Below are 26808 nucleotides of genomic sequence, written 5' to 3'. Positions count from 1 at the left end.
ACCGTTTCCCTCTTTTTTTACGGCGACGTTTGTTTAACTGGTATAGACAACTAGAATATATGATGTTATGATCAAGGTGGAAGGAGAGATGGCCATGAAACGGTGGCTGCTGAAAAACGCTACAGTGTATGCGGAAACGGGGAAAATCGAACAAGGGTATGTGCTGATCGCAGGAGAGAAAGTGGCCGACATCGGTCCGATGTCGTTATGCCCAACCGATATCGATGCGAAAGTGGTCGAGCTTTCCCCGCAGTTTGCTGTCGTGCCTGGTTTCATTGACGTTCATATCCATGGGGCGGCGGGGGCCGATGTGATGGATGCAACGCCGGCGGCGCTTCACACGATGGCCAACACCTTGCCGGCGGAAGGGACGACAAGTTTCCTGGCGACGACAATGACGGCGCCAAGTGAACAAATTGAAGCGGCGCTTCGAAATGTCGCCCGTTATATGGCTGAGGCGAATCGCCCGGGGGCGGCGGAGGTGCTCGGCGTTCATTTGGAAGGGCCGTTTTTGTCGCCGAAGCGCGCCGGGGCGCAACACCCGCGCCATCTCGTCGACCCTGACGTTTCGCTGTTTCAGCGCTGGCAAGAAGCAGCCGGCGGACACATTCGCCTTGTGACGCTTGCCCCGGAGCGGGACGAGGGGCTTGCGCTCACCGCCTATTTAAAGGAAACGGGGGTGATCGCTTCGATCGGCCATTCCGATGCCGTCTACGAAGAAGTGAAAGCGGCCATCGCCGCCGGGGTGACGCACGCTACTCATTTATTTAACGGGATGCGCGGCATTCACCACCGCGAGCCGGGCGTGGCCGGCGGAGTGCTCATGCATGAGGAAGTCATGTGCGAACTGATCGCCGACGGGCTGCACGTCGCGCCGCCAATGGTTCGTTTCGCTTACCGGAATAAAGGAAGCGAGGGACTCATATTAATCACCGATGCGATGCGCGCCAAATGTCTTGGCGACGGGCAATACGATCTCGGCGGCCAGGAAGTGTCCGTCCGCGGCGGGGAGGCCCGGCTTGCCGACGGCACGCTGGCGGGAAGCGTACTCAAGCTTGGCGAGGCCATTCGCCATGTGCTCGACTATACCGGCTGCACGCTCGAAGAGGTCATCCGCATGGCGAGCTGGAATCCGGCTAAGCAGCTCCGTGTGTCTGACCGGAAAGGAAGTTTGCATCCGGGCAAAGATGCCGACCTTGTCATCTTGAACGAACAATACGAAGTGATCATGACGTTTTGCCGCGGTGTGCTTGCCTACAGCAAGCCAATCGGAACAGAAAGGCTAGGAACAGGGGGGAACGGCCATGAAGCTCATCGAAACAGCTGATTACGCCGACATGAGCCGCCGGGCGGCAGAAATCATCACTGGACAGGTCAGGGAAAAGGCCGACGCCGTCCTTGGCTTGGCGACGGGCTCAACGATGCTCGGCGTGTACCGTCAATTGGCCGCCGATCACCGGCAACATGGGACATCGTATCGGCTCGTGCGTACGGTCAATTTGGATGAATACGTAGGCCTTGGCCCGGATCATCCGAACAGCTATCGCCATTATATGAATGAGCATTTGTTTTCAAAGCTTGACATCCCGCTTCATCAGACGCATGTGCCGAATGGGTTGGCCGCTGATCTTGATGAAGAATGCCGCCGCTATGAGCGGCTCATCGACGAATTGGGCGGCATCGACTTGCAGCTTTTGGGCATCGGCCGCAACGGCCATATCGGCTTTAACGAGCCAGGGACGCCGTTTTCATCCGCCACCCACGTCGTCAAGCTCGCCGCTTCCACGCGCGAGGCGAACGCCCGTTTTTTCCCGTCGCTTGATGCGGTGCCGCGCCAGGCGATTACGATGGGAATCGCTACCATTTTGCGAAGCCGCCGCATCGTGCTGTTGGCGTCGGGAGCGGCAAAAGCAGAGGCGATCGCCCGGCTGGTTGAAGGCATCGTATCGCCCGAACTGCCGGCTTCAGCGCTTCACCTTCATCCGGACGTCACCATCATTGCCGACCAGGCGGCGCTCACGCTCATTCCGAAGGAAAAGCGGCGGGTGGATGCGCCATGATCGATAAACAATCGCCAATTCCGATTTACTATCAGCTCGAGCAATATATGAAAGAAAAGATCGAAAAGGGAGAATGGCGGCCGGGGGAGATGATTCCGTCCGAGCGCGAACTGGCCGAAATGCATGCCATCAGCCGGATGACGGTAAGGCAGGCGGTCAACAATTTGGTGAACGATGGCTATCTCATCCGCCGGCGCGGAAAAGGGACGTTTGTCGCTGCGAACAAAATCGAGCAGCCGCTCAAAGGGCTGACGAGTTTTTCGGAAGATATGCGGGCGCGCGGCATGGAGCCGGGCACCGTTGTTCTTGGCTTTGAAACGATCCCCGCCTCTTTGACGCTGGCAGCATGGCTTAGCGTCAGCGAAGGCGCCCCTCTTTACGAAATCCGCCGCCTCCGCCTGGCCGACGGGGCGCCGATGGCGTTGGAGACGCTGTACATTCCGGTCAATCTCGTCCCCGGACTGACGCGTGATGTTGTAAGCGGTTCCGTCTATGAATTTATTGAAAAAACGCTCGGGCTTTCAATCGGCACAGCGGTTCAGGCGCTTGAAGCGTCGGTCGCGCGCCAACTGGAAGCGGAATGCTTGCAGATCAAAGAAGGAGCGCCCGTGCTGCTGCTTGAGCGGCGCACGTGCCTCGCCGATGGCCGGCCGGTTGAAGTCGTCAAATCGGTGTATCGCGGGGATCGATACAAGTTCACGGTTGAAATGGAGCGGCGAAAATAGTAAAAAAGAGGAGGAATAGATTCCTTATGTTAGGATTTTTACAGCGTTTAGGAAAAGCATTAATGTTGCCGATTGCCGTATTGCCGGCGGCGGGGCTGTTGCTCCGGCTCGGCCAGCCTGATTTATTGAACGTGCCATTTATCGCCGCCGCAGGCGATGCGGTGTTTTCCAATTTAGCGCTCATTTTTGCCATCGGTGTGGCCATCGGTTTTTCAAAGGACGGCAACGGTGCGGCGGCACTGGCCGGAGCGATCGGCTATTTTGTGTTGACGAAAGGCGCCGCGGCGATTGATAAAGACATCAATATGTCCGTGTTGGGCGGCATCATCTCCGGGGTGATCGCCGGGCTTTTATACAACCGTTACCATGATATCAAGCTGCCGGATTGGCTTGGTTTCTTCGGCGGCCGGCGGTTTGTGCCGATCGTGACATCGCTTGTTATGCTCGTTCTCGCTCTCGTTTTCGGCTACATTTGGCCGCCGATTCAAGATGGCATCAACGCGGTCGGCCATTGGATCGTTGGCGCCGGTGCGGTTGGCGTCGGCATTTTCGGGTTCCTCAACCGGTTGCTCATTCCGGTCGGATTGCACCATGTATTAAACAGCTTCGTTTGGTTTGTGTTTGGCGAGTATAACGGGAAAACGGGCGATTTAAGCCGCTTTTTCGCCGGCGACCCCGATGCGGGCATTTTCATGGCCGGCTTTTTCCCGGTGATGATGTTCGGCCTCCCGGCAGCGGCGCTGGCGATGATTGCCGCAGCGAAAAAAGAGCGGCGCAAGGCAGTGGCGGGCGCGCTTCTTGGTGTGGCATTGACGTCGTTTTTAACGGGGATTACAGAGCCGATTGAATTTCTCTTCATGTTTTTGTCGCCATTGCTGTACGTCGTCCATGCCGTGCTGACCGGGCTGTCGCTGGCGGTGGCGACGATGCTTGATATCCGCCACGGGTTTACGTTCTCGGCCGGGGCGATCGACTTTTTCTTAAACTACGGCATTGCGCAAAAGCCGTATTTGTTGCTCATTCAAGGACTTGTGTATGCCGTTGTCTATTTCCTTGTCTTCTATTTCCTTATTACAAAGCTCGATTTGAAAACGCCGGGCCGTGAAGATGAGGTAGAGGGCGAGTTTGCCGACAGCGGTGCGGCAAAGTCGGGCGTCAAATACGAAGAGCTCGCGGTGAAGTATATTAAGGCGCTGGGAGGAAAAGAAAATCTTACGCAAATTGACAACTGTGTGACACGCTTGCGCCTAAAAGTAAAAGACATGGCAAAAGTCAATGAAACAGAATTGAAGCGTTTGGGAGCGAAAGGAGTTCTTCGCCTCAACCAGACGGACTTGCAAGTGATTATTGGCACGGATGTCGAATTTTTGGCCAATGCCATGAGAAGACAATGAAACAACAACAAGTCGTTCTTTTTAGGACGCTAGAAAGGATGTGCTCCGGTGAAGCGGCTGTTGGATTGCAGTGCCTCGGATTTTCGTCGGATGACAGGAAAACAGTTAAAACAGTCCATCCAGGCGTCAGAGGGGAGAGTGATCGTTGCGGAAGTCATCGGTGAATACGCGCCGCTGTACCCGGCGGTCACAAACGCCGAATTGGCGGCGGCGTTTGGGGCGGATTTGCTGTTGTTGAATCTGTTCGATGTATTCCAGCCGGTTGTGAACGGGTTGGATGTGAATGAACCGAATCAAATCGTGGAACGTTTGAAACAATTGACAGGACGCCCCGTCGGCATCAATTTAGAGCCGGTGGATCCAAACGCAGAACAGCTCGAACAGTTGACGGTGCTGCCGAAAGGAAGGATGGCAACGACCGAATCATTGCAACAGGCGGGGCGCCTGGGAATTGACTTTGTTTGCTTAACGGGGAACCCGAAAACAGGCGTGACAAATGAGGGGATTATAAAAGCGATCGAAACGGCGCGCTCCGTTTTAGGCGACGATGTTCTGATTATTGCCGGGAAAATGCACGCAGCTGGTGTAGCCAATGAAGTAGGAGGAGGCATTATATCTGAAGAAGTCGTTGTCCGGTTTATTCACGCCGGGGCGGATGTCGTTTTGATGCCGGCCCCCGGAACGGTGCCGGGAGTGACGTTAGCCAAAACGGAGCAGCTTGTTCGGGTGGCCCATGAACATGGGGCGCTTGTGATGTTAACGATCGGTACGAGCCAAGAAGGAGCCGATGAACACACAATCCGCCAAATTGCGCTCGCCGGCAAAATGGCCGGGGCGGATCTGCACCATATCGGCGACGCTGGCTATCATGGCATCGCTGTTCCAGAGAACATTATGGCGTATTCGATCGCGATTCGCGGCAAGCGTCATACGTACATCCGGATGGCGAGGTCGCCGTTGAGATAGCAGAGACGGCCGCATGCTCCGTTGATGCTTAATCATTTGACGATGGTGCCTAGCGCCGCCGGCCAGACGCAAATCAGCCAAGTCGTCGACCCGCTCGTTACGGCGCGCTTCTTTGTGCCGCGCTTTGTGCTTGAGGCGTATGGCATCCGCCTGTTCGAGGATTGAGGAGGAAACGGCGATGGCACAACTTGAAACGAAGACATCAGTCGGGTAGCTTGGTTATAGGCAAAAGTGACAGTTCTCCAGCAAAGACTACTTTCGGGGCGAGATTGATCACGATCCATATGGCCTGACGCTAGCATCGAGGCGTTAGGCCATGATTTTTAGCAACTATGAAACTTTTCGTCTATGGGGACGTAATGATACATAGAGGGCGCTGCAACGATCGTTTGTCTGCGGAGTGATGGCAAGCGGTCATGCGCGGCGGCGCCAATGTGCCGGCAGATTTTAAGACCGTGAATGAATACGTCTTTCAATGGCTGACGGAAGCGAAAATGAACTATACGGTCAAAGATTTCGGTTTTGTGTTTGACAAATATATTCAACAGTGACGAATGGAGCTGACAGTCAGGAAGGCGTCTTGCATAGAGGCGGGACGCCTTTTCCCATGGCGGTCAGGCGGCCGCTTGGCTGGGAACGCTGTTTTGGAGAGTCAGCTGCTAGGTTTCTATAAAAATAGTTGTCAAACGGCAAGCGCTGTTTTAATATAAAAATGTCCATATCCGATAACTTAATCAATTCGCAGCAAGGTGCCGCGAAGGCTTAATAGGGAATCCGGTGGGAATCCGGAACTGTCCCCGCAACTGTCAATGCGGACGAAATGAAAGCGCCACTGTATGGACGGATGGCTTCGGCTGTTCGCCGTATGGGAAGGGTTCAGAGTAGGATGAAGCATGAGTCAGTAGACCTGCCTTGCCTGCGCAACAGTTTCCGAATCTTCGGGGGGTGAGACGCGGAAACGGCTGACAGGTTTTTTGCGCCTTTTTAGGCCGTTTCACGCTCATTTCCCGATCGGACGGAATGGGCGTTTTTTATTGTACATACATCACTCAAAGGAGGAACGACTGATGAAGCGTTGGAAATGGCCAACGGCGTTGGCTGTGCTCATCCTTTTGGCCGTTATGCTTGTCGGCTGCAGCAGCGGAACGGAAAGCAACGCCCAGCCGGCGAAAAAAGAGGAGCCGAAAACGGAACAGGCCGCGTTTCCGGTGACGGTGAAAGACGGACTTGGGGAAGAAGTGACGATCAAAGCGGAACCGCAAAAAATCGTCTCACTCATCCCAAGCAATACGGAAATCGCCTATGCCTTGGGGCTGGGCGAAAAGGTTGTCGGCGTCAGCGATTTTGACAATTATCCGGAAGACGTCAAAACGAAAACGAAAATCGGTGGGATGGAATTTAACGTCGAAAAAATTATTTCACTGAAACCGGACCTTGTCTTGGCCCATGCATCAAGCGCCCATAACGCGAAGGACGGCCTGCAGCAATTGAAAGACGCCGGCATTACGGTGCTCGTTGTCAATAACGCGGCGTCGTTTGATGATGTGTATGCAGCGATTGACCTGATCGGCAAGGCGACCGGAACGGTCGACAAGGCGGAGGAAGTCATCAATGACATGAAGACGAAGCTTGCACAAGTTAAGGAGAAGGCGAAACAAATTCCGGCAGACAAACAGGCGAACGTCTGGATTGAAGTGTCACCGCCGCCGCAACTTTATACAACCGGCAAAGGAACGTTTATGGACGAGATGCTTCAGGTGATTTCGGCGAAAAACGTTGCCGGCAGCTTGGAAGGTTGGCCGATGGTGACGGAAGAACAGGCGGTCGCCTATAAGCCGGATGTCATCATCACCACATACGGCGGAGCTGAACAAGTGCTCAATCGTGCCGCCTGGAAAGATGTGCCGGCGGTGAAAAACAAGCGGGTATATGATGTCAACACCGACCTAGTGAGCCGGCCGGGTCCGCGTCTTGTCGAAGGAGTCGAGGAACTTGCCAAAGCCATTTACCCGGATGTGTTCAAGTAAAACGTGGATGTATATCGCGGCTGCTACCGCGGCTGTCTTTTCACTGCTCGTAGGGATATCGACCGGGTCGCTGTCGATTCCCTTTTCTTCTATCGTCCGCATTTTGGCGGCGGAATGGTTCGGAATGGGGCTTCCGCATCACATTCCGGCCGATTGGGTGCCGATCGTGATGGCGATCCGTCTGCCGCGCGTCGTGCTCGCCTTTTTGGTCGGAGCGTCATTGGCGCTGGCCGGTGCAGCGTTTCAAGGGCTGTTAAAAAACGCGCTCGCCGACCCGTATACGCTTGGCGTCTCATCCGGCGCGTCCGTCGGGGCCGTGCTCGTTATTTTTCTCGGTTGGCAATGGCCGTTGTTCGGCACGTTTACGCTGCCGATCGTGAGCATCTTATGCGGCATGGCGACGCTGGCCGCTGTGTTGGCGTTCACCCGCGCCGTTGAGCGGCAAATGTCGGTTGAGACGATCATTTTAGCCGGCATTATTTTCGGAGCGTTTTTCAGTGCCTTCATTTCGCTCATGATCGCGTTGACGGGAGAAGAACTGCGGCAAATCATCTCCTGGCTGATGGGGAGCGTGGCGATGCGCGGCTGGAAGTACAGCGGACTGCTGTTGCCGTTTTTTCTCGTAGGGGCGACAGTGCTCATCGCCAACGGCCGCGAGTTGAACGCCTTTGCGTTTGGCGAGGCGGCGGCGCTTCATGTCGGCGTCGATGTCGTGCGCCGCAAAATCATCATTTTGACGGCGGCCGCGCTGCTCACCGGCGCGGCGGTGTCGGTGTCGGGAACGATCGGCTTTGTCGGACTTGTCGTTCCGCACATGGTCCGGCTTGTATGCGGACCGAATTACCGGGTGCTCTTGCCGCTGTCGCTCTTGTACGGCGGGTCGTTTCTTGTGCTCGCCGATGTGGCGGCGCGGACGATCATCGAGCCGCGTGAACTGCCGATTGGCGTCATTACATCGCTGATCGGGGCCCCGCTGTTTGCCGCCCTATTTTTTCGAAAAACGAAACGAAAGATGGGATGACGATGCTCGACGTGCGTGCCATATCGCATCGGTATGGACAGAAACAAGTGCTTGACGGCGTGACGTTTTCCGTGGAAAAGGGCGAAATATTCGGCATTTTAGGGCCGAACGGCAGCGGGAAGACGACATTGCTCAAACTCATCAGCAAAGAGTTGCCGCTGACAAGCGGGGAGATCGTCATCGATGGCCGACCGCTGATGGCGCTTTCGGCGAAACAATGGGCGCGGTTGGCCGCCGTCCTGCCGCAAACAGTGGAAACGGCGCACGGCTATACGGTGAAAGAGATGGTGGCACTCGGACGCTACGCCCATCAGCATGGCTTGTTTCCGACGTGGACGACCGAGGACGAAACCGCGGTTCAACAGGCGCTTGCCGCTGTCGGCTTGGCCGGCAAAATCGATGAGCCGCTTGAGCGGTTGAGCGGCGGCGAGCGGCAGCGCGCCTATTTGGCCCGCGCGCTCGCCCAAGAGCCGCAGCTGCTTTTGTTGGATGAGCCGACGAACCATATGGATATGAGCGGCCAAGTCCGGCTTCTGAACCAACTCGCCCGAGCCGCACACGCGCGCGGTTTGACAGTTGTCGCTGTCTTTCACGATATGAGTGTTGCCAGTTTATATTGCGACCGGGTGCTCGTTTTAAAAGAGGGGAAAACCGCTGCGCTCGGTGCACCGGCGGACGTCATGACGCCGGGGTTGCTGAATGAAGTGTTTGCCGTCCCGGTCGTGCGCCAGGCCCATCCGGCGGCGGCCAAGCCAGTGTTTTCGTTTGTGCCGCAACACAAGTGCGAGGAGACATTGCTCACCGGCGGGCTGCGCCCGTCATTTCTCGATGACGCGGTTGTTCTTGCCGCCCGCCAACCGCTGCGCGTCTTGTCTTCAGCGCTCGTGGGCGCCGGGTTTCAATGGGCGACCCATTTCGTCAACCGTCATGTCGGCCTCGACTATGATTGCCGTGACGCGGAAGAGGAAATGCGGCGTTATTTGGAACGGCATCGGTTTCCCGTCGCCCGGACGGTCGGGATGATGACGGCGGTCGATGTGCGCGATGCCGTCTGGCGTCGAGAAAACGGGGAAGCCTTTTCTGTTTCGGTTTTGGCGACAGCCGGCGTCGGCAATGCGGTCGACGCCGCCCGCGCTTGGCAGCATCAGCCGCTCGCGGTCAAGCCGGGGACGATCAATCTCATCATTGTCATCGATGGCACGCTGACCGAGGCGGCGTTCGTTCAGGCGGTCATGACGGCGACAGAAGCGAAGACAAAAGCGCTTGCTGACCGTTTGATTGGCGATCGGGAAACGGGAACGATCGCCACTGGAACATCGACCGACTCGGTGGCGGTGGCGGCCACGCAAACTGGTCGGGTCTTTGCTTATGCCGGAACGGCAACGGAGCTTGGGCGGGAGATCGGCCGGCTTGTGTATGAGGCGACGGTTGAGGCGCTTGACCGTTGGGAGAAGCGGGGGAAACGGCGGTGACCCATTTGGCTGCATTAACGTTGGCGTTGTGTCTTGATGCCCTCATGGGCGATCCGCGCTGGCTGCCGCATCCGGTGCGCGGGATGGGATGGTTGATCGCCTATTTTGACCGGCGCTGGAACGGTGGAAATGGCCGCCGCCTGAAAGGAGCGGCGGCCGTGGCAGCGGTGCTCGTGATCGTCTATGGACTCTCGGCGGCCGTTGTCCAGGCTAGCTACGCCTTATCGATGTATGTTGGAGTGGCAGTCGAGGCAGTGCTCATTTTTACTGCCATTGCGCCGAAAAGTTTGGCGGAGGCGGCGGAAGATGTGCGCCGGCCGCTCGAAGCGGGCGATCTCCTGTCGGCGCGGCGTGCGTTGTCGATGATCGTCGGCCGCGACACCGAGCGGCTTGATGAAGCCGGCATCGCCCGCGCCTGCGTGGAGACGGTGGCGGAAAATACGAGTGACGGTGTTACCGCGCCGCTCTTTTATGCGGCCTTGGGCGGCGCGCCGCTCGCCTTGCTGTACCGGGCAGTAAACACGTGCGATTCGATGGTCGGCTATAAAAATGAAACGTATCGTGAATTTGGCTGGGCGGCCGCCCGGCTCGATGATATGCTTAACTACATTCCGGCGCGGCTGACGGCGCTCGTGATGGTGCTCGCCTATGGCGGCCGCCGGCTTCGCCGCTCTTTGGCGGTTTTGTTTCGCGACGCCCGCCGCCATCCGAGCCCGAACAGCGGCTGGCCCGAGGCCGGGATGGCGGCATTGCTTGGCGTACAGCTCGGCGGAACGAATACATACGGCGGCGTTGTCTCAAGGCGGCCGACGATCGGCGACCCGGACGTCCCGCTTCGCGCCGCGCATATTCACCAGGCGACCCGCATCATGATTGGAACGGTGCTTATGTTTACGCTATTGCTATGGATCGGGGGGATGATCGTTGCGTTGGCCGGCGCATGGGGCGAATCCGCGCGCACTCTATGAGCAGTGCGGGATAACGCCCCCAAATGAGTATATTGACTTCAGTGTCAATACGAACCCGTACCGGTTGCCGCCGTCGGCTTGGCCGGACGATGAGAAGTGGGCTCACTGGGCCGGCGAGTATCCGGATCCGGAAACGCGGGCGCTCAGGGAGCTCGTCGCCGGGCAGGAGCGGATTCGGCCAGGGCAAGTGCTCCCCACCAACGGGGCGGCAGAAGCTATTTATTTATTGGCGTCGCTGTTTGCCGGCCGCCGGGTCGGCGTGTTCGAACCGACGTTTTCCGAATACCGGCGCGCCTGCCTCACCTACGATTGCGAAGTGGCCGTGTTTATGGCTAGGAAAGAATGTGGTTTCTCATATGACATTGATGAAGCGACGGCGTGGGCGGCAAGCCAAGACATCATTTTTTTATGCCATCCGAACAACCCGACCGGAACGGTGATGCCGGAGCATGAACTTCGGTCATTCATTGATGCGGCGGATCAAGCCGGTACGTATATCGTGGTGGATGAGGCGTTTTATCCGTTTTGGCGCGGCGGGTTTACGGCAATGCGCTGGCTGGGGCGCTATCCGCGCCTTATCGTGCTCCGGTCGTTGACGAAAATCCACCATTTGGCCGGGGTGCGCCTCGGTTATGTCGCCGCCGATGAGGAAGTGATTTCCGCGCTGAAAACACGGCAGCCGCCTTGGAGTGCGAGCCAAGTCGCCCAACAGTTGGCGCTTCGTTTTTTGCCGATGGCATCGTTCGTTGACGAAACGAGAGAGCGGATCGCCGCCGAGCGGGAGCGGGTGTTCCGGTCGCTTCCGGCCGGGCGGTACGATGTCTCATTATCGGTCGTGAACTTTTATTTGTTGCGCCCGCGTTCAGGACGGACCGAAGCGCTGTTTTTTCATTTGTTGAAGGAAGGGATTGTGCCGCGCCATACGATGAATTTCCCGGGGCTTGACGGCCGCTACATCCGGCTTGCCGTCAAAACGCCGGCCGAAAACGACCGGCTGCTTGAGGCGCTTGAGAGGTGGGATGGATGATCGTGTTTGTGAGCGGTGCGGTGCGCAGCGGCAAAAGTGAAGCGGCAGAGGCGTGCGCCATCCGGCTTGCCGCTGGCGGGACGCTTCATTATGTCGCTACCGCCCGGGCCACCGATGCGGAAATGAAAGAGCGCATTCGCCGTCATCAAGCGCGGCGGATGGCGATGGCGGCATCTTGGACGGTGTGGGAAGCGCCGGAAGGGCCGGATCGGCTGTCAGCGGCGCTTCGTCCGTCTGATGTGGTGCTTGTTGACTGCTTGACTGTGTGGTGGGCCAACGCGTTATTTGCCGGCGATGAATGGAAAACGGAGGAAAGAGCATTTGCCGCCGCCCGTCGCCTGCTCGACCAAGTGCGGATGTGGGCGGCGGCGTGCCGCGCTGTTGTCGTTGTGTCCAATGAGCTGTTTTCCGGCGGCGTGCCGGATGACTGTGGCACGTTCCGCTACATGAAAACGCTCGGCTGGCTTCATCAACAGTTGGTTGCGGAAGCGGCGACGGCCGCCGTGGTCGAATGCGGCCTTCTTCGCGTGAAGAAAGGACGGTGGCCGCAATGAAGCGGGCATGGAATGGATGGCTGCTGGCGCTGCAGCTGTTTACGATCATCCCGGTCCGACGGCCGATCGAATGGAGCGCTGCCCATGTTCGCTGGCTTGTGCGCACGATGCCGCTGGCTGGGGCGCTGCTCGGCGCGCTGGTTGCCGGAATATATGCTTTATGTGCCGCGTTTTCACTCGGCGCGCCGCCCTTTTTGGCGCTTCTTCTTCTTTGGCTCGGCATTTGGCTTGCCGGCGGGATGCACGCTGACGGCTTTATGGATGTAAGCGACGCCTTTTTTTCGTACCGTGACGCCAAGCGGCGGCAAGAGATTATGTCCGATTCGCGCGTCGGCGCGTTTGCTGTGTTGGCGCTCGTTTGTTTGTTATCGTTTCGATGGCTGTTTTTGTATGAAGCGATCAAAGCAAACATTTCTGCTGCGCTGTTTATCGCCATTCCGCTGTTGTCAAGGGCCGGGGCCGTCTGGCTTCTTTCCGCCGGCAAGCTGGCGAAGCCGACAGGAATGGCGGCTTCGCTGCGCGAATATAGTTCATGGCGCGACGCGGCATGGGCGCTCGGATTGGCGTGCCTCGTGCTTTTGCTTCTTCCGGCGGCGGGCGTTCCGCCGGCGGCGGTTGCGGCGCTGGCTGCGGTGATGGCGCTTTGTTCCCTTGCGGCAAAGCCGTGGGCGGAAAAGCAGTTTGGCGGCGTAACCGGCGATGTGCTTGGCGCGCTCATCGAAGGAGGAGAGACGGTGCTATGGGGCGTCCTTTGGCTCTTACACTCATCCGTCATGGGATGACGGAACTGAATCGGCGCAACGCATATATCGGCTGGACGGACGCGCCGCTTTCGGCTGCGGAACATAGCAGGCTGCGCCGTTTGCAGATCAAGTGGCCGGGCCGGGTTGACCGCATCGTGGCAAGCGATCTTCGCCGCTGCCGGGAAACGGCGGTCCTGCTGTTTGGCAGCCGCGGGCCGGATTGGTGTACGAACGGATGGCGCGAGCTTTTTTTCGGTGCCTGGGAAGGGAAAACGTTCACCGAGCTTAAAACAGATCGTGCGTACAATCGATGGCTCGAAGCGCCATTTTCGACGGCGCCGCCCGGCGGGGAGAGCTATGCCGCGTTTCAAGCGCGCATCAAACGGGCGCTCGCCGAGACGATCGCGTTGGCTGAGCGAACGGGCGCCCGTCATGTGGCGATCGTCACCCACAGCGGCCCGATCCGTTTCGTGCTCGAGCAATATGCGCCGGTTTCTCGTCCGTTTTGGGAATGGAAGGTGCCGTTTTCCGGCGGGTATACGCTGGAATCGACGATCGAGCGCTGGAAAGGGGGAGAGCGATGCATTTCGTTGTCGGCGGTGCGTTCCAAGGAAAACGAAAATGGGTGCGGGAACGATACGGAATAAGCGATGGCGTTCATATAGTATGGCATGACGGTTATCAAGAGCCATACGGGTGGCCGGATGGCGCCAAGACGGCGAAAACGGTTGTCTTGGACGGGCTCGAAGCCGCCATTCGCCGCCTTCCGGATCCGGAGGAATGGGAGCGGTTTTTCTGCGCTTGGAAGCAGTGGGAGGAAGGAGCAGGCGGCCGCACGGTCGTCTGGATCGGAACCGACGTAACGCAAGGTGTCGTTCCTACCGATCGGGAGGATCGGCGTTGGCGCGATGCAGTTGGGGTATGTTACCAGCGGCTTGTTGCCATGTGCTGCTGCGTCGACCGGCTTTGGTGCGGGTTGGCGGAACGATTAAAATAAGGGGGAGAGGACGAATGAAGCTGTATACACGAACGGGGGACCAAGGAAAAACGAGTTTAGTCGGCGGACGCGTCGACAAAGACCACTTGCGGGTTGAGGCGTACGGAACGATCGATGAGGCCAATTCGTTCATCGGTTGGGCGCTCGCTTTATTGGCAGACGATGCGCGGTTTCGCGACCTTTGCGCTGAGCTGCAAAAAATCCAACACGAGCTGTTTGACTGCGGCGGCGACTTGGCCATTGTCAACGGCAAGCTGCCGTATAAAGCGACCGAGGAGATGGTCACGTTTTTAGAGGGGCGCATTGATGCGTACGTGCAGGAAGCACCGCCGCTTGAGAAGTTCATTTTGCCGGGCGGCTCGAAGGCGGCGGCTGCGCTTCATTTGGCGCGTACGGTGACAAGAAGGGCGGAGCGGTGCATCGTTTCGTTGCAAAAAGCGGAGCCGATCAATGATGTCGTGCTTAAATACATGAACCGTTTATCGGATTATTTGTTCGCTGCTGCGCGTGTCGTGAACGCCCGCCTGGGGGTGGGCGATGTCGAGTACGAGCGGAGCGCCATCGTGTTCCGCGACAAGGAGGAGAAGCAATGAACCGCCGTTTTGCCTGGCTGGCTGTTTGTTTGGCGCTTTCTATCATCGGATCGTTCATCAAGCTGCCGACGTTTGTCGGCAGCATCGCGTTAGACAGCGCGCCGGCGCTCGTCGCTGCTGCTGTTCTCGGCCCGCGCGCCGGCGCAATGGTCGCCGGGCTTGGCCACTTCATTTCCGCCTATGTCGGCGGCTGGCCGCTCGGTCCGTTCCATTGGCTTATCGCCTGTGAAATGGCGGGGCTTGGCGCTTTGTTTGCCGCGATGTATGAGCGGGGCTGGCGCTTCGCGGGAGCTGCCGCCTTTTTTGCCGGCAACGTGTTGCTGGCGCCGCTGCCGCTTGTGATTCCGTTCGGCTGGCCGTTCGTTATCGCGGTCATTCCGCCGCTGTCGGCGGCCGCTGCCGTCAATGTATTGGTGGCAATGACGGTTATGCCGTCTGTCACCCGTTTGGCTGCGAAAGCAGGGGTGAGAGCGCCGCATGCGTGATGTGCTCTTTCTCCCGCTCACCGATAGTGTTGAACTAGCGATTGCCGCCGACGGTTCAGCGGCAGTAGGAGACAAACCGGGCGACGCTGTTTTTGTTCCGGCCGAGACGACCGCCTATTTTGCCGCCCGCGTCGCCTTGATGGAGTTAGTAAGCGTGGGGGCGGAAGCGAAGGCGATGGTGCTGCAAAACTTTATCGCCGATGAATGTTGGGAAGCGCTGTGCCGCGGCATCGGACGGGCGGGCAGTGAGCTGGGGCTCGCCCTCCCGATCACCGGCAGCAGTGAATCGAACTTTGCCACCGTGCAGTCGGCGCTTGGGGTGACGGCGATTGGAACGGTGGCCAGCGGACAAAAGCGAATGGGCATCACGCCGGAAGAGGCCAAGTTTGCTGTCATCGGCCGCCCGCTCGTCGGCCCGGCCGTGTTGGCGCACCCGGATTGGATCGCGCCGCTTTCACTGATTGCCGAACTTCTCGCTTCGCCGTATGTTTATGAGTTGATCCCGGTTGGTTCAAAAGGCATTTATTATGAATATACACAGCTGTTGGCCGCCAATGGCCGCCAATGGCGCGCCTGTGCGTGCCCGCTGCCGCTCTTTGTCTCCGGTGGTCCGGCGACATCTTTGCTCATCAGCTATGACCCGGCCGGAGAGCAAGTGTTAAGGAAACGGGCTGGCCGTCTTTTTTTTCCGCTGTTTGCCGAGCTGTAACCGCCTGTCGTTTTTAACGCAATTTCCGAAAGAAGTCTCCCACCTCAAGGACCGTGAAGGGTGTAACCCGGTCAGTAGGTGGGAGAGGAATGTCGGCTGGCGTCAGCCAAAACGCATGATACAATCCATATCGATCATGTTCCTTGTGAACGGGAGATGAAGGGGGTGCATGGAGAACATCCGATGCAAAAACTAGGCAGCGCCTTCCATGTGGAAAAGATCCAAGGCGCGAAAGAACCCCGAATCATCGGATGCCTAGAGTCGGAACGACCCGAAGTCGCGCTCAGGGAGACGAAAGGTTGCGTTCGTCGTGGAATAGAGAAGCTCCCGCTTCAAGCGTTCGCTAACCGGTGAGTCGTTCACCGAAAAAACAGTTCCCTTTTCGCTTTTCACCCGTTATCATGAAGATAATGGGATTTTTTTTGGCTGCAGTCCATGGAAAGAATAGGGGGAGAGACGATGGACCCCGTCTTTGAACAGTTGTATGAAAAATATCATGATGATTTGTTTAATTTTTTGTTTTACATGGTGCGGAATCGAGAGCATGCCGAAGATTTAGTCCAAGAAGTGTATGTGAAAGTACTGCGTTCGTATAAGCGGTTTAAAGGGCAATGCAGTGAAAAAACGTGGCTGCTGTCCATTGCGCGCCATGTGGCGATCGATTTTTTCCGCCGGCAAAAGCATCGGCGCAAATGGGCCGGTCCGCCGGAATGGAGTGCGGAATCGATCGGTGCGGATGAACCGATGCCGGAGGAGGTCGCCATTCAAAAGGAGGAAATTCAACTTATGTACCGCTGTTTGGCGCGCTGTACGGTTGATCAGCAGCTTGTGCTCGTCCTCCGGTTCATCCAGTCACTGTCGATCGCGGAAACGGCGGCGGCGCTCGGCTGGACAGAGAGCAAGGTGAAGACGACGCAACATCGTGCGCTAAAAGCGCTGAAGCAATATATGGAGGAAGAGGAAGAACGAGAGGGGTGGCAACATGAAAAAGCTCAACTGGAATGAGCGATGCATCCAACACGGCCTTAGACAGTTGCCCGTCGTCAAAGACCGCCGAGCGAAAGCGGACGTTTATGAGCGGCTGGAGCGCGCCCGGCGGGCCGCGCGTTGGAGGCGACGCTGGCTTCCGGCGGCCGCATCGGCGGCGGTGTTGATTGTCACTGTGTTTGCCGGTTCCCGTCTAATCATTCCAGAACGGGTAGACAAACAGGAAGCCTCTTCATCCGCTGTCCAGACATGGGAGAGGAAGGACGCTTCTTCCCGCGCCGAAGTGATGATGGCAGCTGACGTGGCGCCGCTCATGGCGAATGAAGCGGCAAGCACAGCGGTCATCGCCCTGCCTGACCGGAAAATCGGCATGGTTGTACCGGTGGCCGTCCCGCTTTTCGGTCGTTTTGCCCCGGGAGAACGGCTGGCCGCAGCGCTGGATGAACTCAGCCGCTCGGCGCTGCGGGGCGCAGCCAAATGGCTAGATGGCGTCACGATGGCGCCAGAAGCAGGCAACGGGCGCGTGTGGGCGGTGCACGTTCCGGCCCGCCATCGCATATTTACTGCCGATCGCGAGGAGCAGCGGCTGTTTTTAGTGGCGGTGGCGGAAACAGTGAGGCAGATGGGCGGGCAGAACATCCGCTTTTTCACCGGAGCGGAGGAAGGCCTTTACCTGTCGGCGTCCGGACAGCTTAAAACGACAAAAGTGGATCAGCAAAAACGAATTTATTATATAAACCGCCTTTCTTCGTTCGGCCATGCGGTACTCATCTCGGCCCCGAGCAACGCCCGCTCGTTTCCTGAGGCGGTGCAGCGGATGAAAAAATCGGGCGGCCGCGGACTTGAGCCGGCCATTCCACCGGAAGTGGAGGTTGAGCGGGTCGATGTCAACGGACGGTATGCCGCCGTGTCGCTTCGCTTTTCCGCCTCGCCTGACACAACGGATGCAGCGCGCATGGCAGAAGCGATTTTATTGACAGCGAAAGAGTTCGGCTTGCTTGAGGTGACGTTGGCGGCCAATGACCGCTCGGCTATCGGTCCGTATCCGCTCGGGAAGGCGATCAAAGTGCCGGCCGGTCCGAACGCCGGGCTGCTGACAGCCGCCGGGCCATAGCGTTCGGTGCCGCCCTCGCCCGCTTTCCGGCCGTGCATTTTGTTACAGTTTTGTTAATGTTGTCGCGGTGTTGTTCTATCGGCCATCGTTTTAACATAAGACATATATGGCATGAAGAAGGCAAGGAGGGGTGAAGAATGGACGATGTCATGAGAAGGCTCTTGGCGGTCGCCGGTGTGGCGGTATGTGTCGGGTTGTTGTTTCTTGTTGGCGCTAGCGGATGATTGGATGAATATTCGCAAAACGGTTGTCCTCTTTTGCGGTGATGCGTTATAATGAGGAAAACATCAGGAGAGGAGAAGGGCAGATGTTGACCGACTACCATAACCATCTCGAACGGGGGACGCTGACGCTTGATTATTTGCGCCGGTTTACGGACGAAGCAGCGAGAAAAGGGATTAGACATTTCGGCATTTCCGAACACGCGTATCATTTTTACCAAACAAAAAACATTTTGTCCAATCCATGGGTGGAAGCGCGCCGCTGCTACGATATGGCTGACTACGTCCGGCTGTTCCATGAAGCGTGGGATGCCGGCATCGATGTAAAAATGTCGATCGAAATGGATTATACGCCAGGCAAGCATGAAGAGATGGCGGCGTTCATCCGCGCATACGATTTTGACTATGTGATCGGTTCCATTCATTGGGTGGACGATTTCGGCATCGATTTAGTCGAATATCGCCGCGAGTGGGAACGGCGCGATTTGTACGATACATACCGCAAATATTTCGATCAAGTCGTGACGCTAGCCGAATCGAACTTATTTGATATTATCGGGCACCTTGATTTGGTGAAAATTTTTAAATATGTCCCGGAAGATGAGGAATTTTTGCTCGAACAATACGACCGGGCGACGACGGCGCTTGCCAATTCGAAAACGTGCGTTGAAATCAGCACGGCTGGACTGCGCAAGCCGGTCGGCGAGCTGTACCCGGATCCTCGTTTGCTGAAAATGTGCTATGAAAAAGGCATCCCTATCGTCTTCTCCTCTGACGCGCACGTGCCGGAACATGTCGGTGCGGACTTTGACAAGGCGATCGAATTCGCCCGCAGCGTCGGCTACACCGAGCTGATGACGTTCTCGAAAGGGGAGCGGAAAGCGGTGCCGCTCGGCTGAACGGAACGATAATCACGAGAAAACGCAGGCTTCGAAACAGGAAGCCTGCGTTTTTATGATTACGCCTCAAGCCGTTTGACGGTTTCAATGTCCGCAATTTGGGTCAATGCTTTTAATACGGCATCATCAACCGGCTTGTCAAGCGAGAGGATCATCATGGCCTTTCCACCCGCTTCTTGCCGGCCGACTTGCATCGTCGCGATGTTGATATCATGCGCCCCGAGCACGTTCCCGACTTTGCCGATCATCCCAGGCCGGTCTTGGTGCTGAATGTAAAGGAGATGGCCTTCCGGGGCGAAGTCGATGGCGACACCGTCAAAGTGGACGATGCGGTCGCCGTAGTTCGGCACGTGCGTTCCTTTGATCGTGAACGTTTTGTTCTCGCCATGGACGGTGAGCGAAATGGAGTTCGCATACCCATGCGTTTCATCGGAAAATTTTTCACCGTACGTAATGCCGCGCTCTTTGGCAACCATGGCGGCGTTGACCTCATTGACGGTAGAGGCGACGCGCGGCTGCAAGAAGCCGGCTAGCAAGCTGCGGGTGATGTATGTTGTTTCCAAATCGGCGACCGTACCAGCATACGTGACGGACAACTCTTGCACCGGGATGTTCATAAACTGCGAAGCGATTAAGCCGAGTTTCCGTCCTAAATGATAGAATGATTGAATTTTTTCATAGACGTCTTTCGACAAAGCCGGCAAGTTGATCGACGAGGTGACCGGCTGCCCTTCGAAAAAGTGGAGCAACTCTTCGGCCACTTGGGTGGCGACGTTTAGCTGCGCTTCGACCGTCGACGCCCCTAAATGCGGCGTAACGATGACATTATCAAACGCCAAAAGCGGATGGTCGCCCGGCGGCTCTTGTTCAAAGACGTCGAGGGCGACGCCGGCGACATGGCCGTTTTCCAAAAACGGAATGAGCGCCTGCTCGTCGATGATGCCGCCGCGGGCGCAGTTGACTAAATACACTCCTTTTTTCGTTTTCGCCAAATTTTCCGTGCCAAGCAAGCCCCTTGTTTCTTTCGTCAACGGTGTATGGACGGTGATGATGTCGGCAGAAGCCAGCACGTCATCGAGCGAATGGATCGAGACGCCGAGTTTTTCCGCCCGCTCCTTTGTCAAAAATGGGTCGTAGACGTGCACGGTCATGCCAAACGCGCGCGCCCGCTTTGCGACTTCCGATCCGATGCGGCCGAAGCCGATCACGCCGAGTTTTTTGCCGAGCAGCTCGTTGCCGACAAACGCCGAACGATTCCATTCCCGCGATTTGACGGAAATGTGCGCCTGTGGAATGCGACGGACGAGCGCTGCCATCATCGCGAATGTATGTTCGGCAGCCGAAATCGTATTGCCGTTCGGTGCATTAATGACGACAATGCCGCGTTTTGTTGCCGCGTCAATATCGATGTTGTCGACGCCAACCCCGGCGCGGCCGACAATTTTCAAGTTCGTCATTTTCTCCAATAGCTCTTCTGTTACTTTCGTCGCGCTGCGTACAAGCAGGGCGTCAAACGTATGCAATTGTTCCTCCACTTCACTCACTTTTTGCTGCACGATGTCAATATGCGCTGATGTGCGCAACGGCGCCAAGCCTTCTTCGCTAATGGCGTCAGAAACGAGTACGCGAAACACAGTCGGTGCCCCTTTCTTTTTCGGAGATGTTAAATTTCTGATAATTTAACATACGAAAATGGGTTCTGTCAATGGGGTCTGAAGAGGTTATACAAATGAAAGCGCTTTTTTGTGTAAGAATGTTCGGGTTTAGAAAAAGAAAAACGCCCATACCAAAAGATATGGGCGAGATAGTTCGGAAATCAACAAGGTTTGCGGTCTCGATGGTGATGAGTGTCTAATGTCAATTATTGATTTTTTTGCTCATTGTAGCGGGCGATGCACTCTTCAATCAGTTTCGCGGCGGCTTCCGGCCCTTCCCATGTGCCGATTTCCGTCCGCTTGCCTTGCAAGTCTTTATAACGTTCAAAGAAGTGGGCGATCTCTTTCAGTTTGTGCTGCGGCAAGTCTTCGATCGAGCGGACTTCATCAAAGCGGGGATCTTCAACCGGCACGCCGATTAGTTTCGCATCTTCCTCCCCGCTGTCGATCATGTTTAAAAAGCCGATAACGCGCGTATCGATGACACAGCCCGGGAACGTCGGGTTCGTCGTAATGACCAAAATGTCGAGCGGATCGCCGTCAAGCGCCAATGTATTTTGCAAGTAGCCGTATTCAGCCGGATAAAACATCGGCGAGTACAAGACGCGGTCGAGCTTGAAGATGCCCCGCTCTTTGTCGAACTCGTATTTGTTTTGGCTGCCGGTTGGAATTTCGATAAACGCTTCGACAATTTTATTTTCGAATGCCATAACCCGTTCCTCCTTTTTTTGCTCGTTATGTATGCATGAAAACTTGTCCGCCGGCTGACGGCGGACAAGACAATCTTATTTTAGCATGTTCGCCCAGGATGCGCTACTTATGGAATGGCATTTTTTCACGTCTCGACCAAAAAACCCTCTTGCCGATTCGGCAAGAGGGGGGGCTTAGTCGAATTTATTCGGATCGCCGTCAAACGGCTCGTCCGCGACCTTAATCGACTCGGTCGGACAGCCTTCAAACGCGTCCATCATATCGTCAATTAAAATATCCGGCACTTCGACAATTCCTTGGTTGTCATCAAGGGTGACGTAGGCAATGCCGTCTTCGTCATAGTCGTAAATATCCGGAGCTGCTGCGCCGCACGCTCCGCAGGCGATGCATGTTTCTTTATCGACGATCGTATACTTTGGCATAAAGATCTAACCTCCCCAAGTTTATTGGAAACGGACGGGCCATCTCCGTGTTGCCTGCTCGGAAATGAACTTTCACTTTTATAATAAGACCGTTCGCCTCGCTTTTCAACTAAAAAATTGTTCTCCCGTATTTTTACACATATGCATGCCGTTTATTTTCGTTACAGAGGGCGGCTGCCAACCTCATATTTTTCGTGCCGACCAACCGGATAATTTTTGTTACAATAGAGGTGAGGGAGGAACAAGGATGCGGCAAGGCTATGCCCTAGTTTTGCTGGCGCACTGTTTGCGCCGGTTCGATGGCGAACGGACGCTGGCGGCGGTGTACCATTTATTTTCTGGAAAAAAGTCGGCTCAAACGTTGCAAGACAGCAGATGGTTTCGGCTTGAGCCGTTTTTTGGCACATGGAAAAATGTGACGATGGCCGAACTTGAGACGGCTGTACGGGAGCTCACTGAACGGCGGTTGGCCGCGCCGGGGGGCAACCGAACGTACAGGCTGACAGAGGCCGGAAAGCAATGGCTTGACGGGCGGGAAATGTCGCTTCCTCGCCATTTGAACGGCTGGCGTTATCACGACATAGACCGGCTGTTTTGGCAGCGGCTCTCTCTTGTTGGCCAGACGCTGTCCAATCTCGTTTACGGGCGGCGCTTTACGCCGATTTGCCGTGACGAGCGGACGCTTGAGTGGGTAAAGCAATATTTGCTCGCGAACGGCTCACGCCAAACGCTCACGGCCTCGTTCTACGAGGAGCTCATCCGGCTGCTTGAAGCCGTCTCCGAGGAAGAGGCGACAGTGTTTACGCTGCGGCTTACAAGCGCCGCGCGCATCGGCTGGACGGCGGAACAAATCGCTGCCTATTTGCAAACAGATGCGCTCTATGTGCAGTTCCAATTTCGCAACGTTCTTCATTATATGATGACGGAGGCTGAGGCTGGTCGCGCTCCGCTGATGGCGGAGCTGATGGCCGGGCTGGCGCCGGTGCAGCTGACGCAATCGGCGCGAAAAACGTACGAATGGCTGCAGAAAGGGAAAACAGTGGAAGAAATCGCGAAATTTCGCCGCCTGAAGCGGAGTACGGTTGAGGACCATATTGTCGAAATTGCTGCCAATGTGCCGGGCTTTTCGATCGCTCCGTTTGTGGCAGACGGGAAGGCGGTTTCGATCCAAGCGGCGGCGCGGGCGCTGGGGACGCGCAAGTTAAAGGATATTCGTGAGGCGCTCGGCGGTGCAGCGAGTTATTTTGAGATTCGTCTCGTTTTAGCAAAGGAAGTGGGACGTTGGATGAATTAATCAAAATATTGCGTGCGCAGTTTGGACATGCTTCATTCCGTCCGGGGCAACGGGAAGTGGTTGAAGACGTGCTTGCCGGACGTGATGTGTTGGCGATGCTGCCGACTGGAAGCGGCAAGTCGCTTTGCTACCAGCTGCCGGCGTATTTGCTCCCCGGAAGCGTGCTTATTGTCTCACCGCTCGTCTCGCTCATGGAAGACCAAGTCGAACAGTTGCGCCGTCGTGGGGAAAAACGGGTGATTGCTTTCCATAGCCTGCTCGATGCGGAAGAAAAATGGCAGGCGCTCGCCTCGCTGTCCGGTTTTCGCTTCATTTACACTTCGCCGGAAATGCTGCAATCAGCGAAGTTTTTAGCTGCGCTTGGACGCGCACACATTTCCCTGTTCGTCGTCGATGAGGCGCATTGTATTTCTCAATGGGGTTATGATTTCCGCCCGGACTTTTTAAAGCTGGGGGCGGTCCGGCGTGCCCTCGGCTTTCCACCGTGTCTGGCGCTGACGGCGACAGCGCCGCCGGAGGTGCGGAGCGATATCGTCCGCACGCTCGGGATGAAAAACGCCTGCTGCCATATTTATTCTGTTGATCGCCCGAACATCGCTTTAAAGGTCGAACATTGCCTGTCGACTGAGGAAAAAGCGGTGCGCTTAGCCAAATACGCGCAGCGGCTTGAGGGGCCGGGGATCGTTTACTTTTCGAGCCGTCAATGGGCGGAAGAAATGGCGCGCCGGCTTGAACAGAGCGGGGCGGGGCGGGTGGCGTATTACCATGCCGGCATGGACGGGGAGCAACGGCTGCTTGTGCAGCAACAATTTTTATATGGCCAGCTTGATCTCGTTTGTTGCACGAGCGCGTTTGGGATGGGTGTGAACAAAGAAAACGTCCGGTTCGTGCTCCATTTTCATATGCCGGCCCAGCTTGAGGCGTATGTGCAGGAAATCGGACGGGCTGGACGCGACGGGAAGCCGAGCCTGGCGGTGTTGTTTTATGCTGATGGCGATCGGGCTATCGCCCAGGCGGTGGCTGAAGCGGAGCTTCCCAACCTGAGCGCGCTGCGGGAATGGTTCCAGCGGCTGCCGGCGGACGCGGAGCGATGGAAGGCCGCCCTCGAAACGAGTGGATTTACGGACATACAAAAACGGCTCGTGGCGTATTTCTTAGAATGGGGACAAACGGCGGCGCCGAAATGCCCCGTCGTTGAGACGAAGGAACAGCTGTATGAAAGAGTGGCCGCCGCCATGGAGGCGCGGCGGCAATGGAAGCGAAAAAAGCTGCATGAAATGGACGGTTGGGTGCACACCTCTTCCTGCCGCCGCGCGGCAATGGTTCTTCCGTTCGGGGAGAAGCTGGCGGACAGGCCGGACGCTTGCTGCGACCATTGCGGTTTGCAGCCTGATGCCTATATGCGTGCCACCCGCCGCCTCGATGCGGCGCCGGTCCGCTACTGGCGTGAAGAGCTATGGCAGATGTTTTTCACCGGGAGGCGGCAAAATGAGGCGGCAAAGTGAACAAATTCGACAGATGACGGACCGTGAAGTGCTTTTTCATCTTTATTTGACGCAAGGGTTGTTGCTCGCTGTTGCCGGCGGCCTCTCGCCATTTTTGTTCGATTGGGCCGGGTGGCGCCGGCTTTGGCAGTTTCATCTGACCGATGTGCTGTTATACGGTGTGGGTGCGGCAGCGCTTGTGTTGGCGGTTGATTTTTTGGCCATGCGTTATTTGCCGAGAGACTGGCATGATGACGGCGGAGTGAACGAAAAAATTTTTCGCTCCCGCTCCATTCCTCATCTCTTTTTTTTATGCGGGCTGATTGCCGTCACCGAAGAATGGCTGTTTCGCGGCATCGTGCAAACACATTGGGGGCTTTGGGCAGCGAGTGTGATCTTTGCTGCGTTGCATATCCGGTATTTGGAAAAATGGTTTTTATTCTTTATGGTTATGGTGCTTAGCCTGTTTCTTGGCGTACTTTACGAACAGACCAACAGTTTATGGGTGACAGTGACCGCCCATTTTTTGATCGATTTTGTGCTTGCTTTACATATTCGATTAAACCGGAAGACGGAGGAGGAAAGGGAGTGAGGCGATGGAAGGAACGCCAAGACGCTTGGCGCGGAAAAAGCGGCCGACGTCCGATGCCGATGCGTCGCCATCACGCCTAAACAGGCGGCGGCAAAAAGAAGAACAAAAGCGAAAATACATACCGGCCCGCTTGTTGGCGCTTTTGTTTTTGGCGCTGCCGGCAGCGGTGCTGGCCATCCATCACGCCCGATCGGAGTCCGGGACGGTTACAGTCGTCCGCCACGAGGAAACTAGCAGCCGGGAAACGGTGCGCGTCATTCGGGCCGACGACGTCGAGGCAGCCGGACAAATGCCGAAACGGGAGCGACCGGCGGGCGAAAAGAATGTTGGCGAAGCGGACAGCAAGACGATCACACACATTGTTGCGCCGAACGAGACGCTATATAGCATCGCCATGAAATATTACGGCACGCCAAGCGCTATGGATATCATCAAAAAGGAAAACGGTTTGTCGACCAACCGGCTTGAGCCGGGGCAAATGCTGCGCATCCCGCTTCACGAAGAAAACTGAGCACAGACGCCCCTGTCATTCAAAAAATTGGTGGCCGGTGCTTCCCCTTTTGTTCTAACACCGCTGGCAACAGCATATGATGGGCAATAGAACAGGACAAGGGGGAGAGCACGATGGCCCATTTTCCAAGCGAATTTTCCCTCGATGAAGTGACAAAAGAAATGTTGCTTGCCGTTATTGAAAAAAAGAAAAAATGGGAGCGGCTCGAAAAGCGGACCACCCTTTTGCAAGCCGCCTCATTTGTCGGCCTGGCCGCTTTTCTTCTTTATGTTATGGTCCATGCGGCGGCCATTGCGACGTGGAGCGAGCGGTTTGCCTGGTTTTTTGCCGCGCCTGTCCACATTTTGATCCTGCTCCTGTTATGCACTGTGTATTGGGCGGCTGTTTATTACAAAGGAAAAAGCGAAAAGGCGGAAGATGATTTCCACGCTCTCCGCTGCGAAATTATTCAAAAAAGCATTGATTTATGGAAAGAAGAAGAGCAGTGGAACGGGCGTCATCGACTGTTTGAGTGGCTGAGGCGGGAGTACGACATTAACTTATATTATGAACACAGCTGAATGGGGACTCCATCCAGCTGTGTTCTGTTTAGAAAAATTTTTTCCGGTCCCGCTCCTCTTTTAAAATTTCGACCGCCTCGCGGAATCGTTGTGAATGGACGATCTCCCGCTCGCGCAAAAAGCGGAGTCCGTCATTTAAGTCCGGGTCGTCGCTCATATTGATAATCCATTGATAAGTCGCGCGCGCCTTCTCTTCGGCGGCGATGTCTTCGTACAAGTCAGTGATCGGGTCGCCTTTCGCTTGAATATACGTCGCCGTAAACGGGTTGCCGGCGGCGTTATGGTAAAAGAGGGCGCGCTCATGGTCGACATAATGGGGCTCAAGTCCGGCTTCCTTCAGCTGTTCCGGCGTCGCGTCTTTCGTCAGTTTGTATACCATCGTCGCGATCATTTCGAGATGGGCGAGCTCTTCGGTGCCGATATCGTTTAGCAATCCGATTACTTTCGATGGCAGCGTATAACGCTGGTTTAAGTAACGGAGCGCAGCGGCCAGCTCCCCGTCCGCTCCACCGTATTGTTCAATCAAATATTTGGCCAGCCGCGGGTTGCACGTGCTGACGCGGACCGGGTACTGTAATTTTTTTTCATAAATCCACATGATCCGTTCCTCCTTGCGC

General features: G+C 56.3%; 30 protein-coding genes, 1 pseudogene and 1 riboswitch. Of the genes and pseudogenes, 27 read left to right on the top strand and 4 right to left on the bottom strand.

The annotated features are described in order from the left end of the window. Positions 1–94 precede the first annotated feature (94 nt). From nagA to M493_RS10765, 22 genes and pseudogenes are all read left to right on the top strand, one after another. Positions 95–1327, top strand: a complete 1233-nt coding sequence (nagA, locus tag M493_RS10860; protein WP_020960392.1) for an N-acetylglucosamine-6-phosphate deacetylase — start codon at positions 95–97, stop codon at positions 1325–1327. Beyond that, positions 1305–2060 (top strand): glucosamine-6-phosphate deaminase, encoded by a 756-nt coding sequence (nagB, locus tag M493_RS10855; RefSeq protein WP_020960391.1) that lies wholly within the window; start codon positions 1305–1307, stop codon positions 2058–2060. Before nagA ends, nagB begins: the two co-directional genes overlap by 23 nt. Beyond that, the gene (locus M493_RS10850; RefSeq protein ID WP_020960390.1) at positions 2057–2785 is read left to right on the top strand and encodes a GntR family transcriptional regulator; all 729 of its coding nucleotides are present in this window, start codon (positions 2057–2059) and stop codon (positions 2783–2785) included. The genes nagB and M493_RS10850 overlap by 4 nt, the downstream gene beginning before the upstream one ends. Before the next feature lie 26 nt (positions 2786–2811). Next, positions 2812–4179, top strand: coding sequence for an N-acetylglucosamine-specific PTS transporter subunit IIBC (gene nagE, locus M493_RS10845; RefSeq protein ID WP_020960389.1), 1368 nt, complete (start codon positions 2812–2814; stop codon positions 4177–4179). Between the two features lie 48 nt (positions 4180–4227). Beyond that, entirely contained in the window at positions 4228–5145 is a 918-nt protein-coding gene (locus tag M493_RS10840) for a PEP phosphonomutase (protein ID WP_020960388.1), read from the top strand. A gap of 9 nt (positions 5146–5154) precedes the next feature. Further along, a pseudogene (locus M493_RS18300) lies at positions 5155–5310 on the top strand (acetamidase); the annotation flags it as partial. Between the two features lie 251 nt (positions 5311–5561). Next, positions 5562–5696, top strand: coding sequence for a YvbH-like oligomerization domain-containing protein (locus tag M493_RS17740; RefSeq protein ID WP_020960386.1), 135 nt, complete (start codon positions 5562–5564; stop codon positions 5694–5696). Positions 5697–5875: 179 nt separating this feature from the next. Next, positions 5876–6075: riboswitch (cobalamin riboswitch) on the top strand. A 137-nt stretch (positions 6076–6212) separates the two neighbouring features. Continuing rightward, complete coding sequence (locus M493_RS10835; protein ID WP_020960385.1) at positions 6213–7172, top strand: ABC transporter substrate-binding protein; 960 nt, start codon at positions 6213–6215, stop codon at positions 7170–7172. After that, positions 7138–8193, top strand: coding sequence for a FecCD family ABC transporter permease (locus M493_RS10830; protein ID WP_041267774.1), 1056 nt, complete (start codon positions 7138–7140; stop codon positions 8191–8193). The genes M493_RS10835 and M493_RS10830 overlap by 35 nt, the downstream gene beginning before the upstream one ends. After that, positions 8190–9665 carry an adenosylcobinamide amidohydrolase gene (locus M493_RS10825; RefSeq protein WP_020960383.1) on the top strand — a complete coding sequence of 492 codons (1476 nt, stop codon included), beginning with the start codon at positions 8190–8192 and terminating at the stop codon, positions 9663–9665. Before M493_RS10830 ends, M493_RS10825 begins: the two co-directional genes overlap by 4 nt. Next, complete coding sequence (gene cbiB / locus M493_RS10820; protein ID WP_041267949.1) at positions 9662–10633, top strand: adenosylcobinamide-phosphate synthase CbiB; 972 nt, start codon at positions 9662–9664, stop codon at positions 10631–10633. Before M493_RS10825 ends, cbiB begins: the two co-directional genes overlap by 4 nt. Then, a complete protein-coding gene (cobD, locus tag M493_RS10815; protein ID WP_020960381.1) occupies positions 10590–11660 on the top strand; it encodes a threonine-phosphate decarboxylase CobD in 1071 nt (356 codons plus the stop codon). The genes cbiB and cobD overlap by 44 nt, the downstream gene beginning before the upstream one ends. Next, positions 11657–12214 carry a bifunctional adenosylcobinamide kinase/adenosylcobinamide-phosphate guanylyltransferase gene (locus M493_RS10810; protein ID WP_020960380.1) on the top strand — a complete coding sequence of 186 codons (558 nt, stop codon included), beginning with the start codon at positions 11657–11659 and terminating at the stop codon, positions 12212–12214. The genes cobD and M493_RS10810 overlap by 4 nt, the downstream gene beginning before the upstream one ends. Continuing rightward, the gene (gene cobS, locus M493_RS10805; RefSeq protein ID WP_020960379.1) at positions 12211–12996 is read left to right on the top strand and encodes an adenosylcobinamide-GDP ribazoletransferase; all 786 of its coding nucleotides are present in this window, start codon (positions 12211–12213) and stop codon (positions 12994–12996) included. Before M493_RS10810 ends, cobS begins: the two co-directional genes overlap by 4 nt. Further along, a complete protein-coding gene (locus M493_RS10800) occupies positions 12954–13604 on the top strand; it encodes a histidine phosphatase family protein (protein ID WP_023817673.1) in 651 nt (216 codons plus the stop codon). The genes cobS and M493_RS10800 overlap by 43 nt, the downstream gene beginning before the upstream one ends. Then, positions 13538–13954 (top strand): bifunctional adenosylcobinamide kinase/adenosylcobinamide-phosphate guanylyltransferase, encoded by a 417-nt coding sequence (locus M493_RS10795; protein ID WP_023817671.1) that lies wholly within the window; start codon positions 13538–13540, stop codon positions 13952–13954. The genes M493_RS10800 and M493_RS10795 overlap by 67 nt, the downstream gene beginning before the upstream one ends. A 14-nt stretch (positions 13955–13968) precedes the next feature. Continuing rightward, positions 13969–14547, top strand: a complete 579-nt coding sequence (locus tag M493_RS10790; protein ID WP_020960376.1) for a cob(I)yrinic acid a,c-diamide adenosyltransferase — start codon at positions 13969–13971, stop codon at positions 14545–14547. Continuing rightward, on the top strand, positions 14544–15032 hold the full coding sequence (locus M493_RS10785; RefSeq protein WP_020960375.1) for an ECF transporter S component: 489 nt from the start codon (positions 14544–14546) through the stop codon (positions 15030–15032). The genes M493_RS10790 and M493_RS10785 overlap by 4 nt, the downstream gene beginning before the upstream one ends. Then, on the top strand, positions 15025–15741 hold the full coding sequence (locus tag M493_RS10780; protein WP_020960374.1) for a hypothetical protein: 717 nt from the start codon (positions 15025–15027) through the stop codon (positions 15739–15741). The genes M493_RS10785 and M493_RS10780 overlap by 8 nt, the downstream gene beginning before the upstream one ends. Before the next feature lie 459 nt (positions 15742–16200). Then, a complete protein-coding gene (sigX, locus tag M493_RS10775) occupies positions 16201–16746 on the top strand; it encodes an RNA polymerase sigma factor SigX (RefSeq protein WP_020960372.1) in 546 nt (181 codons plus the stop codon). Beyond that, positions 16724–17842 carry a GerMN domain-containing protein gene (locus M493_RS10770; protein ID WP_020960371.1) on the top strand — a complete coding sequence of 373 codons (1119 nt, stop codon included), beginning with the start codon at positions 16724–16726 and terminating at the stop codon, positions 17840–17842. The genes sigX and M493_RS10770 overlap by 23 nt, the downstream gene beginning before the upstream one ends. A 307-nt stretch (positions 17843–18149) precedes the next feature. Further along, positions 18150–18962 carry a histidinol-phosphatase gene (locus tag M493_RS10765; RefSeq protein ID WP_020960369.1) on the top strand — a complete coding sequence of 271 codons (813 nt, stop codon included), beginning with the start codon at positions 18150–18152 and terminating at the stop codon, positions 18960–18962. A gap of 59 nt (positions 18963–19021) precedes the next feature. Here the strand turns inward: M493_RS10765 and serA are convergent, their stop codons facing one another. The 3 genes from serA to M493_RS10750 form a co-directional block, all read right to left on the bottom strand. Next, a complete protein-coding gene (gene serA / locus M493_RS10760) occupies positions 19022–20596 on the bottom strand; it encodes a phosphoglycerate dehydrogenase (protein ID WP_020960368.1) in 1575 nt (524 codons plus the stop codon). Between the two features lie 227 nt (positions 20597–20823). Further along, positions 20824–21327: an inorganic diphosphatase gene (locus M493_RS10755; protein ID WP_020960367.1), complete on the bottom strand. Its 504-nt coding sequence runs from the start codon at positions 21325–21327 to the stop codon at positions 20824–20826. A 174-nt stretch (positions 21328–21501) separates the two neighbouring features. Next, entirely contained in the window at positions 21502–21750 is a 249-nt protein-coding gene (locus M493_RS10750; protein WP_008879661.1) for a ferredoxin, read from the bottom strand. Positions 21751–21997: 247 nt separating this feature from the next. Here M493_RS10750 and M493_RS10745 point away from each other — a divergent pair, with 247 nt between their 5' ends. The 5 genes from M493_RS10745 (at position 21998) to M493_RS10725 (ending at position 26191) form a co-directional block, all read left to right on the top strand. Next, the gene (locus tag M493_RS10745; RefSeq protein ID WP_020960366.1) at positions 21998–23044 is read left to right on the top strand and encodes a helix-turn-helix domain-containing protein; all 1047 of its coding nucleotides are present in this window, start codon (positions 21998–22000) and stop codon (positions 23042–23044) included. Further along, positions 23032–24549, top strand: coding sequence for a RecQ family ATP-dependent DNA helicase (locus tag M493_RS10740; RefSeq protein ID WP_020960365.1), 1518 nt, complete (start codon positions 23032–23034; stop codon positions 24547–24549). Before M493_RS10745 ends, M493_RS10740 begins: the two co-directional genes overlap by 13 nt. Next, positions 24533–25120, top strand: a complete 588-nt coding sequence (locus M493_RS10735; RefSeq protein WP_020960364.1) for a CPBP family intramembrane glutamic endopeptidase — start codon at positions 24533–24535, stop codon at positions 25118–25120. The genes M493_RS10740 and M493_RS10735 overlap by 17 nt, the downstream gene beginning before the upstream one ends. 4 nt (positions 25121–25124) lie before the next feature. Next, positions 25125–25631 carry a LysM peptidoglycan-binding domain-containing protein gene (locus tag M493_RS10730; protein ID WP_020960363.1) on the top strand — a complete coding sequence of 169 codons (507 nt, stop codon included), beginning with the start codon at positions 25125–25127 and terminating at the stop codon, positions 25629–25631. Positions 25632–25744: 113 nt separating this feature from the next. Then, positions 25745–26191: a YpbF family protein gene (locus M493_RS10725; RefSeq protein ID WP_020960362.1), complete on the top strand. Its 447-nt coding sequence runs from the start codon at positions 25745–25747 to the stop codon at positions 26189–26191. Between the two features lie 28 nt (positions 26192–26219). Here M493_RS10725 and M493_RS10720 read toward each other — a convergent pair whose 3' ends face one another. After that, the gene (locus M493_RS10720) at positions 26220–26789 is read right to left on the bottom strand and encodes a manganese catalase family protein (protein WP_020960361.1); all 570 of its coding nucleotides are present in this window, start codon (positions 26787–26789) and stop codon (positions 26220–26222) included. Positions 26790–26808 lie beyond the last annotated feature (19 nt).

The organism is Geobacillus genomosp. 3, from assembly GCF_000445995.2.
Lineage (GTDB): Bacteria > Bacillota > Bacilli > Bacillales > Anoxybacillaceae > Geobacillus.
This window is presented reverse-complemented; position numbering and strand designations above follow the sequence as displayed.

What these genes read in the sequence shown, in the direction of transcription:
- nagA (WP_020960392.1), top strand. Translation starts at nt 95, where the DNA reads ATGAAACGGTGGCTGCTGAAAAACGCTACAGTGTATGCGGAAACGGGG.
- nagB (WP_020960391.1), top strand. Translation starts at nt 1,305, where the DNA reads ATGAAGCTCATCGAAACAGCTGATTACGCCGACATGAGCCGCCGGGCG.
- M493_RS10850 (WP_020960390.1), top strand. Translation starts at nt 2,057, where the DNA reads ATGATCGATAAACAATCGCCAATTCCGATTTACTATCAGCTCGAGCAA.
- nagE (WP_020960389.1), top strand. Translation starts at nt 2,812, where the DNA reads ATGTTAGGATTTTTACAGCGTTTAGGAAAAGCATTAATGTTGCCGATT.
- M493_RS17740 (WP_020960386.1), top strand. Translation starts at nt 5,562, where the DNA reads ATGCGCGGCGGCGCCAATGTGCCGGCAGATTTTAAGACCGTGAATGAA.
- M493_RS10835 (WP_020960385.1), top strand. Translation starts at nt 6,213, where the DNA reads ATGAAGCGTTGGAAATGGCCAACGGCGTTGGCTGTGCTCATCCTTTTG.
- M493_RS10825 (WP_020960383.1), top strand. Translation starts at nt 8,190, where the DNA reads ATGACGATGCTCGACGTGCGTGCCATATCGCATCGGTATGGACAGAAA.
- M493_RS10810 (WP_020960380.1), top strand. Translation starts at nt 11,657, where the DNA reads ATGATCGTGTTTGTGAGCGGTGCGGTGCGCAGCGGCAAAAGTGAAGCG.
- cobS (WP_020960379.1), top strand. Translation starts at nt 12,211, where the DNA reads ATGAAGCGGGCATGGAATGGATGGCTGCTGGCGCTGCAGCTGTTTACG.
- M493_RS10800 (WP_023817673.1), top strand. Translation starts at nt 12,954, where the DNA reads ATGGGGCGTCCTTTGGCTCTTACACTCATCCGTCATGGGATGACGGAA.
- M493_RS10795 (WP_023817671.1), top strand. Translation starts at nt 13,538, where the DNA reads ATGCATTTCGTTGTCGGCGGTGCGTTCCAAGGAAAACGAAAATGGGTG.
- M493_RS10790 (WP_020960376.1), top strand. Translation starts at nt 13,969, where the DNA reads ATGAAGCTGTATACACGAACGGGGGACCAAGGAAAAACGAGTTTAGTC.
- M493_RS10785 (WP_020960375.1), top strand. Translation starts at nt 14,544, where the DNA reads ATGAACCGCCGTTTTGCCTGGCTGGCTGTTTGTTTGGCGCTTTCTATC.
- M493_RS10780 (WP_020960374.1), top strand. Translation starts at nt 15,025, where the DNA reads ATGCGTGATGTGCTCTTTCTCCCGCTCACCGATAGTGTTGAACTAGCG.
- sigX (WP_020960372.1), top strand. Translation starts at nt 16,201, where the DNA reads ATGGACCCCGTCTTTGAACAGTTGTATGAAAAATATCATGATGATTTG.
- M493_RS10770 (WP_020960371.1), top strand. Translation starts at nt 16,724, where the DNA reads ATGAAAAAGCTCAACTGGAATGAGCGATGCATCCAACACGGCCTTAGA.
- M493_RS10765 (WP_020960369.1), top strand. Translation starts at nt 18,150, where the DNA reads ATGTTGACCGACTACCATAACCATCTCGAACGGGGGACGCTGACGCTT.
- M493_RS10755 (WP_020960367.1), bottom strand. Translation starts at nt 21,327, where the DNA reads ATGGCATTCGAAAATAAAATTGTCGAAGCGTTTATCGAAATTCCAACC.
- M493_RS10750 (WP_008879661.1), bottom strand. Translation starts at nt 21,750, where the DNA reads ATGCCAAAGTATACGATCGTCGATAAAGAAACATGCATCGCCTGCGGA.
- M493_RS10745 (WP_020960366.1), top strand. Translation starts at nt 21,998, where the DNA reads ATGCGGCAAGGCTATGCCCTAGTTTTGCTGGCGCACTGTTTGCGCCGG.
- M493_RS10735 (WP_020960364.1), top strand. Translation starts at nt 24,533, where the DNA reads ATGAGGCGGCAAAGTGAACAAATTCGACAGATGACGGACCGTGAAGTG.
- M493_RS10730 (WP_020960363.1), top strand. Translation starts at nt 25,125, where the DNA reads ATGGAAGGAACGCCAAGACGCTTGGCGCGGAAAAAGCGGCCGACGTCC.
- M493_RS10725 (WP_020960362.1), top strand. Translation starts at nt 25,745, where the DNA reads ATGGCCCATTTTCCAAGCGAATTTTCCCTCGATGAAGTGACAAAAGAA.
- M493_RS10720 (WP_020960361.1), bottom strand. Translation starts at nt 26,789, where the DNA reads ATGTGGATTTATGAAAAAAAATTACAGTACCCGGTCCGCGTCAGCACG.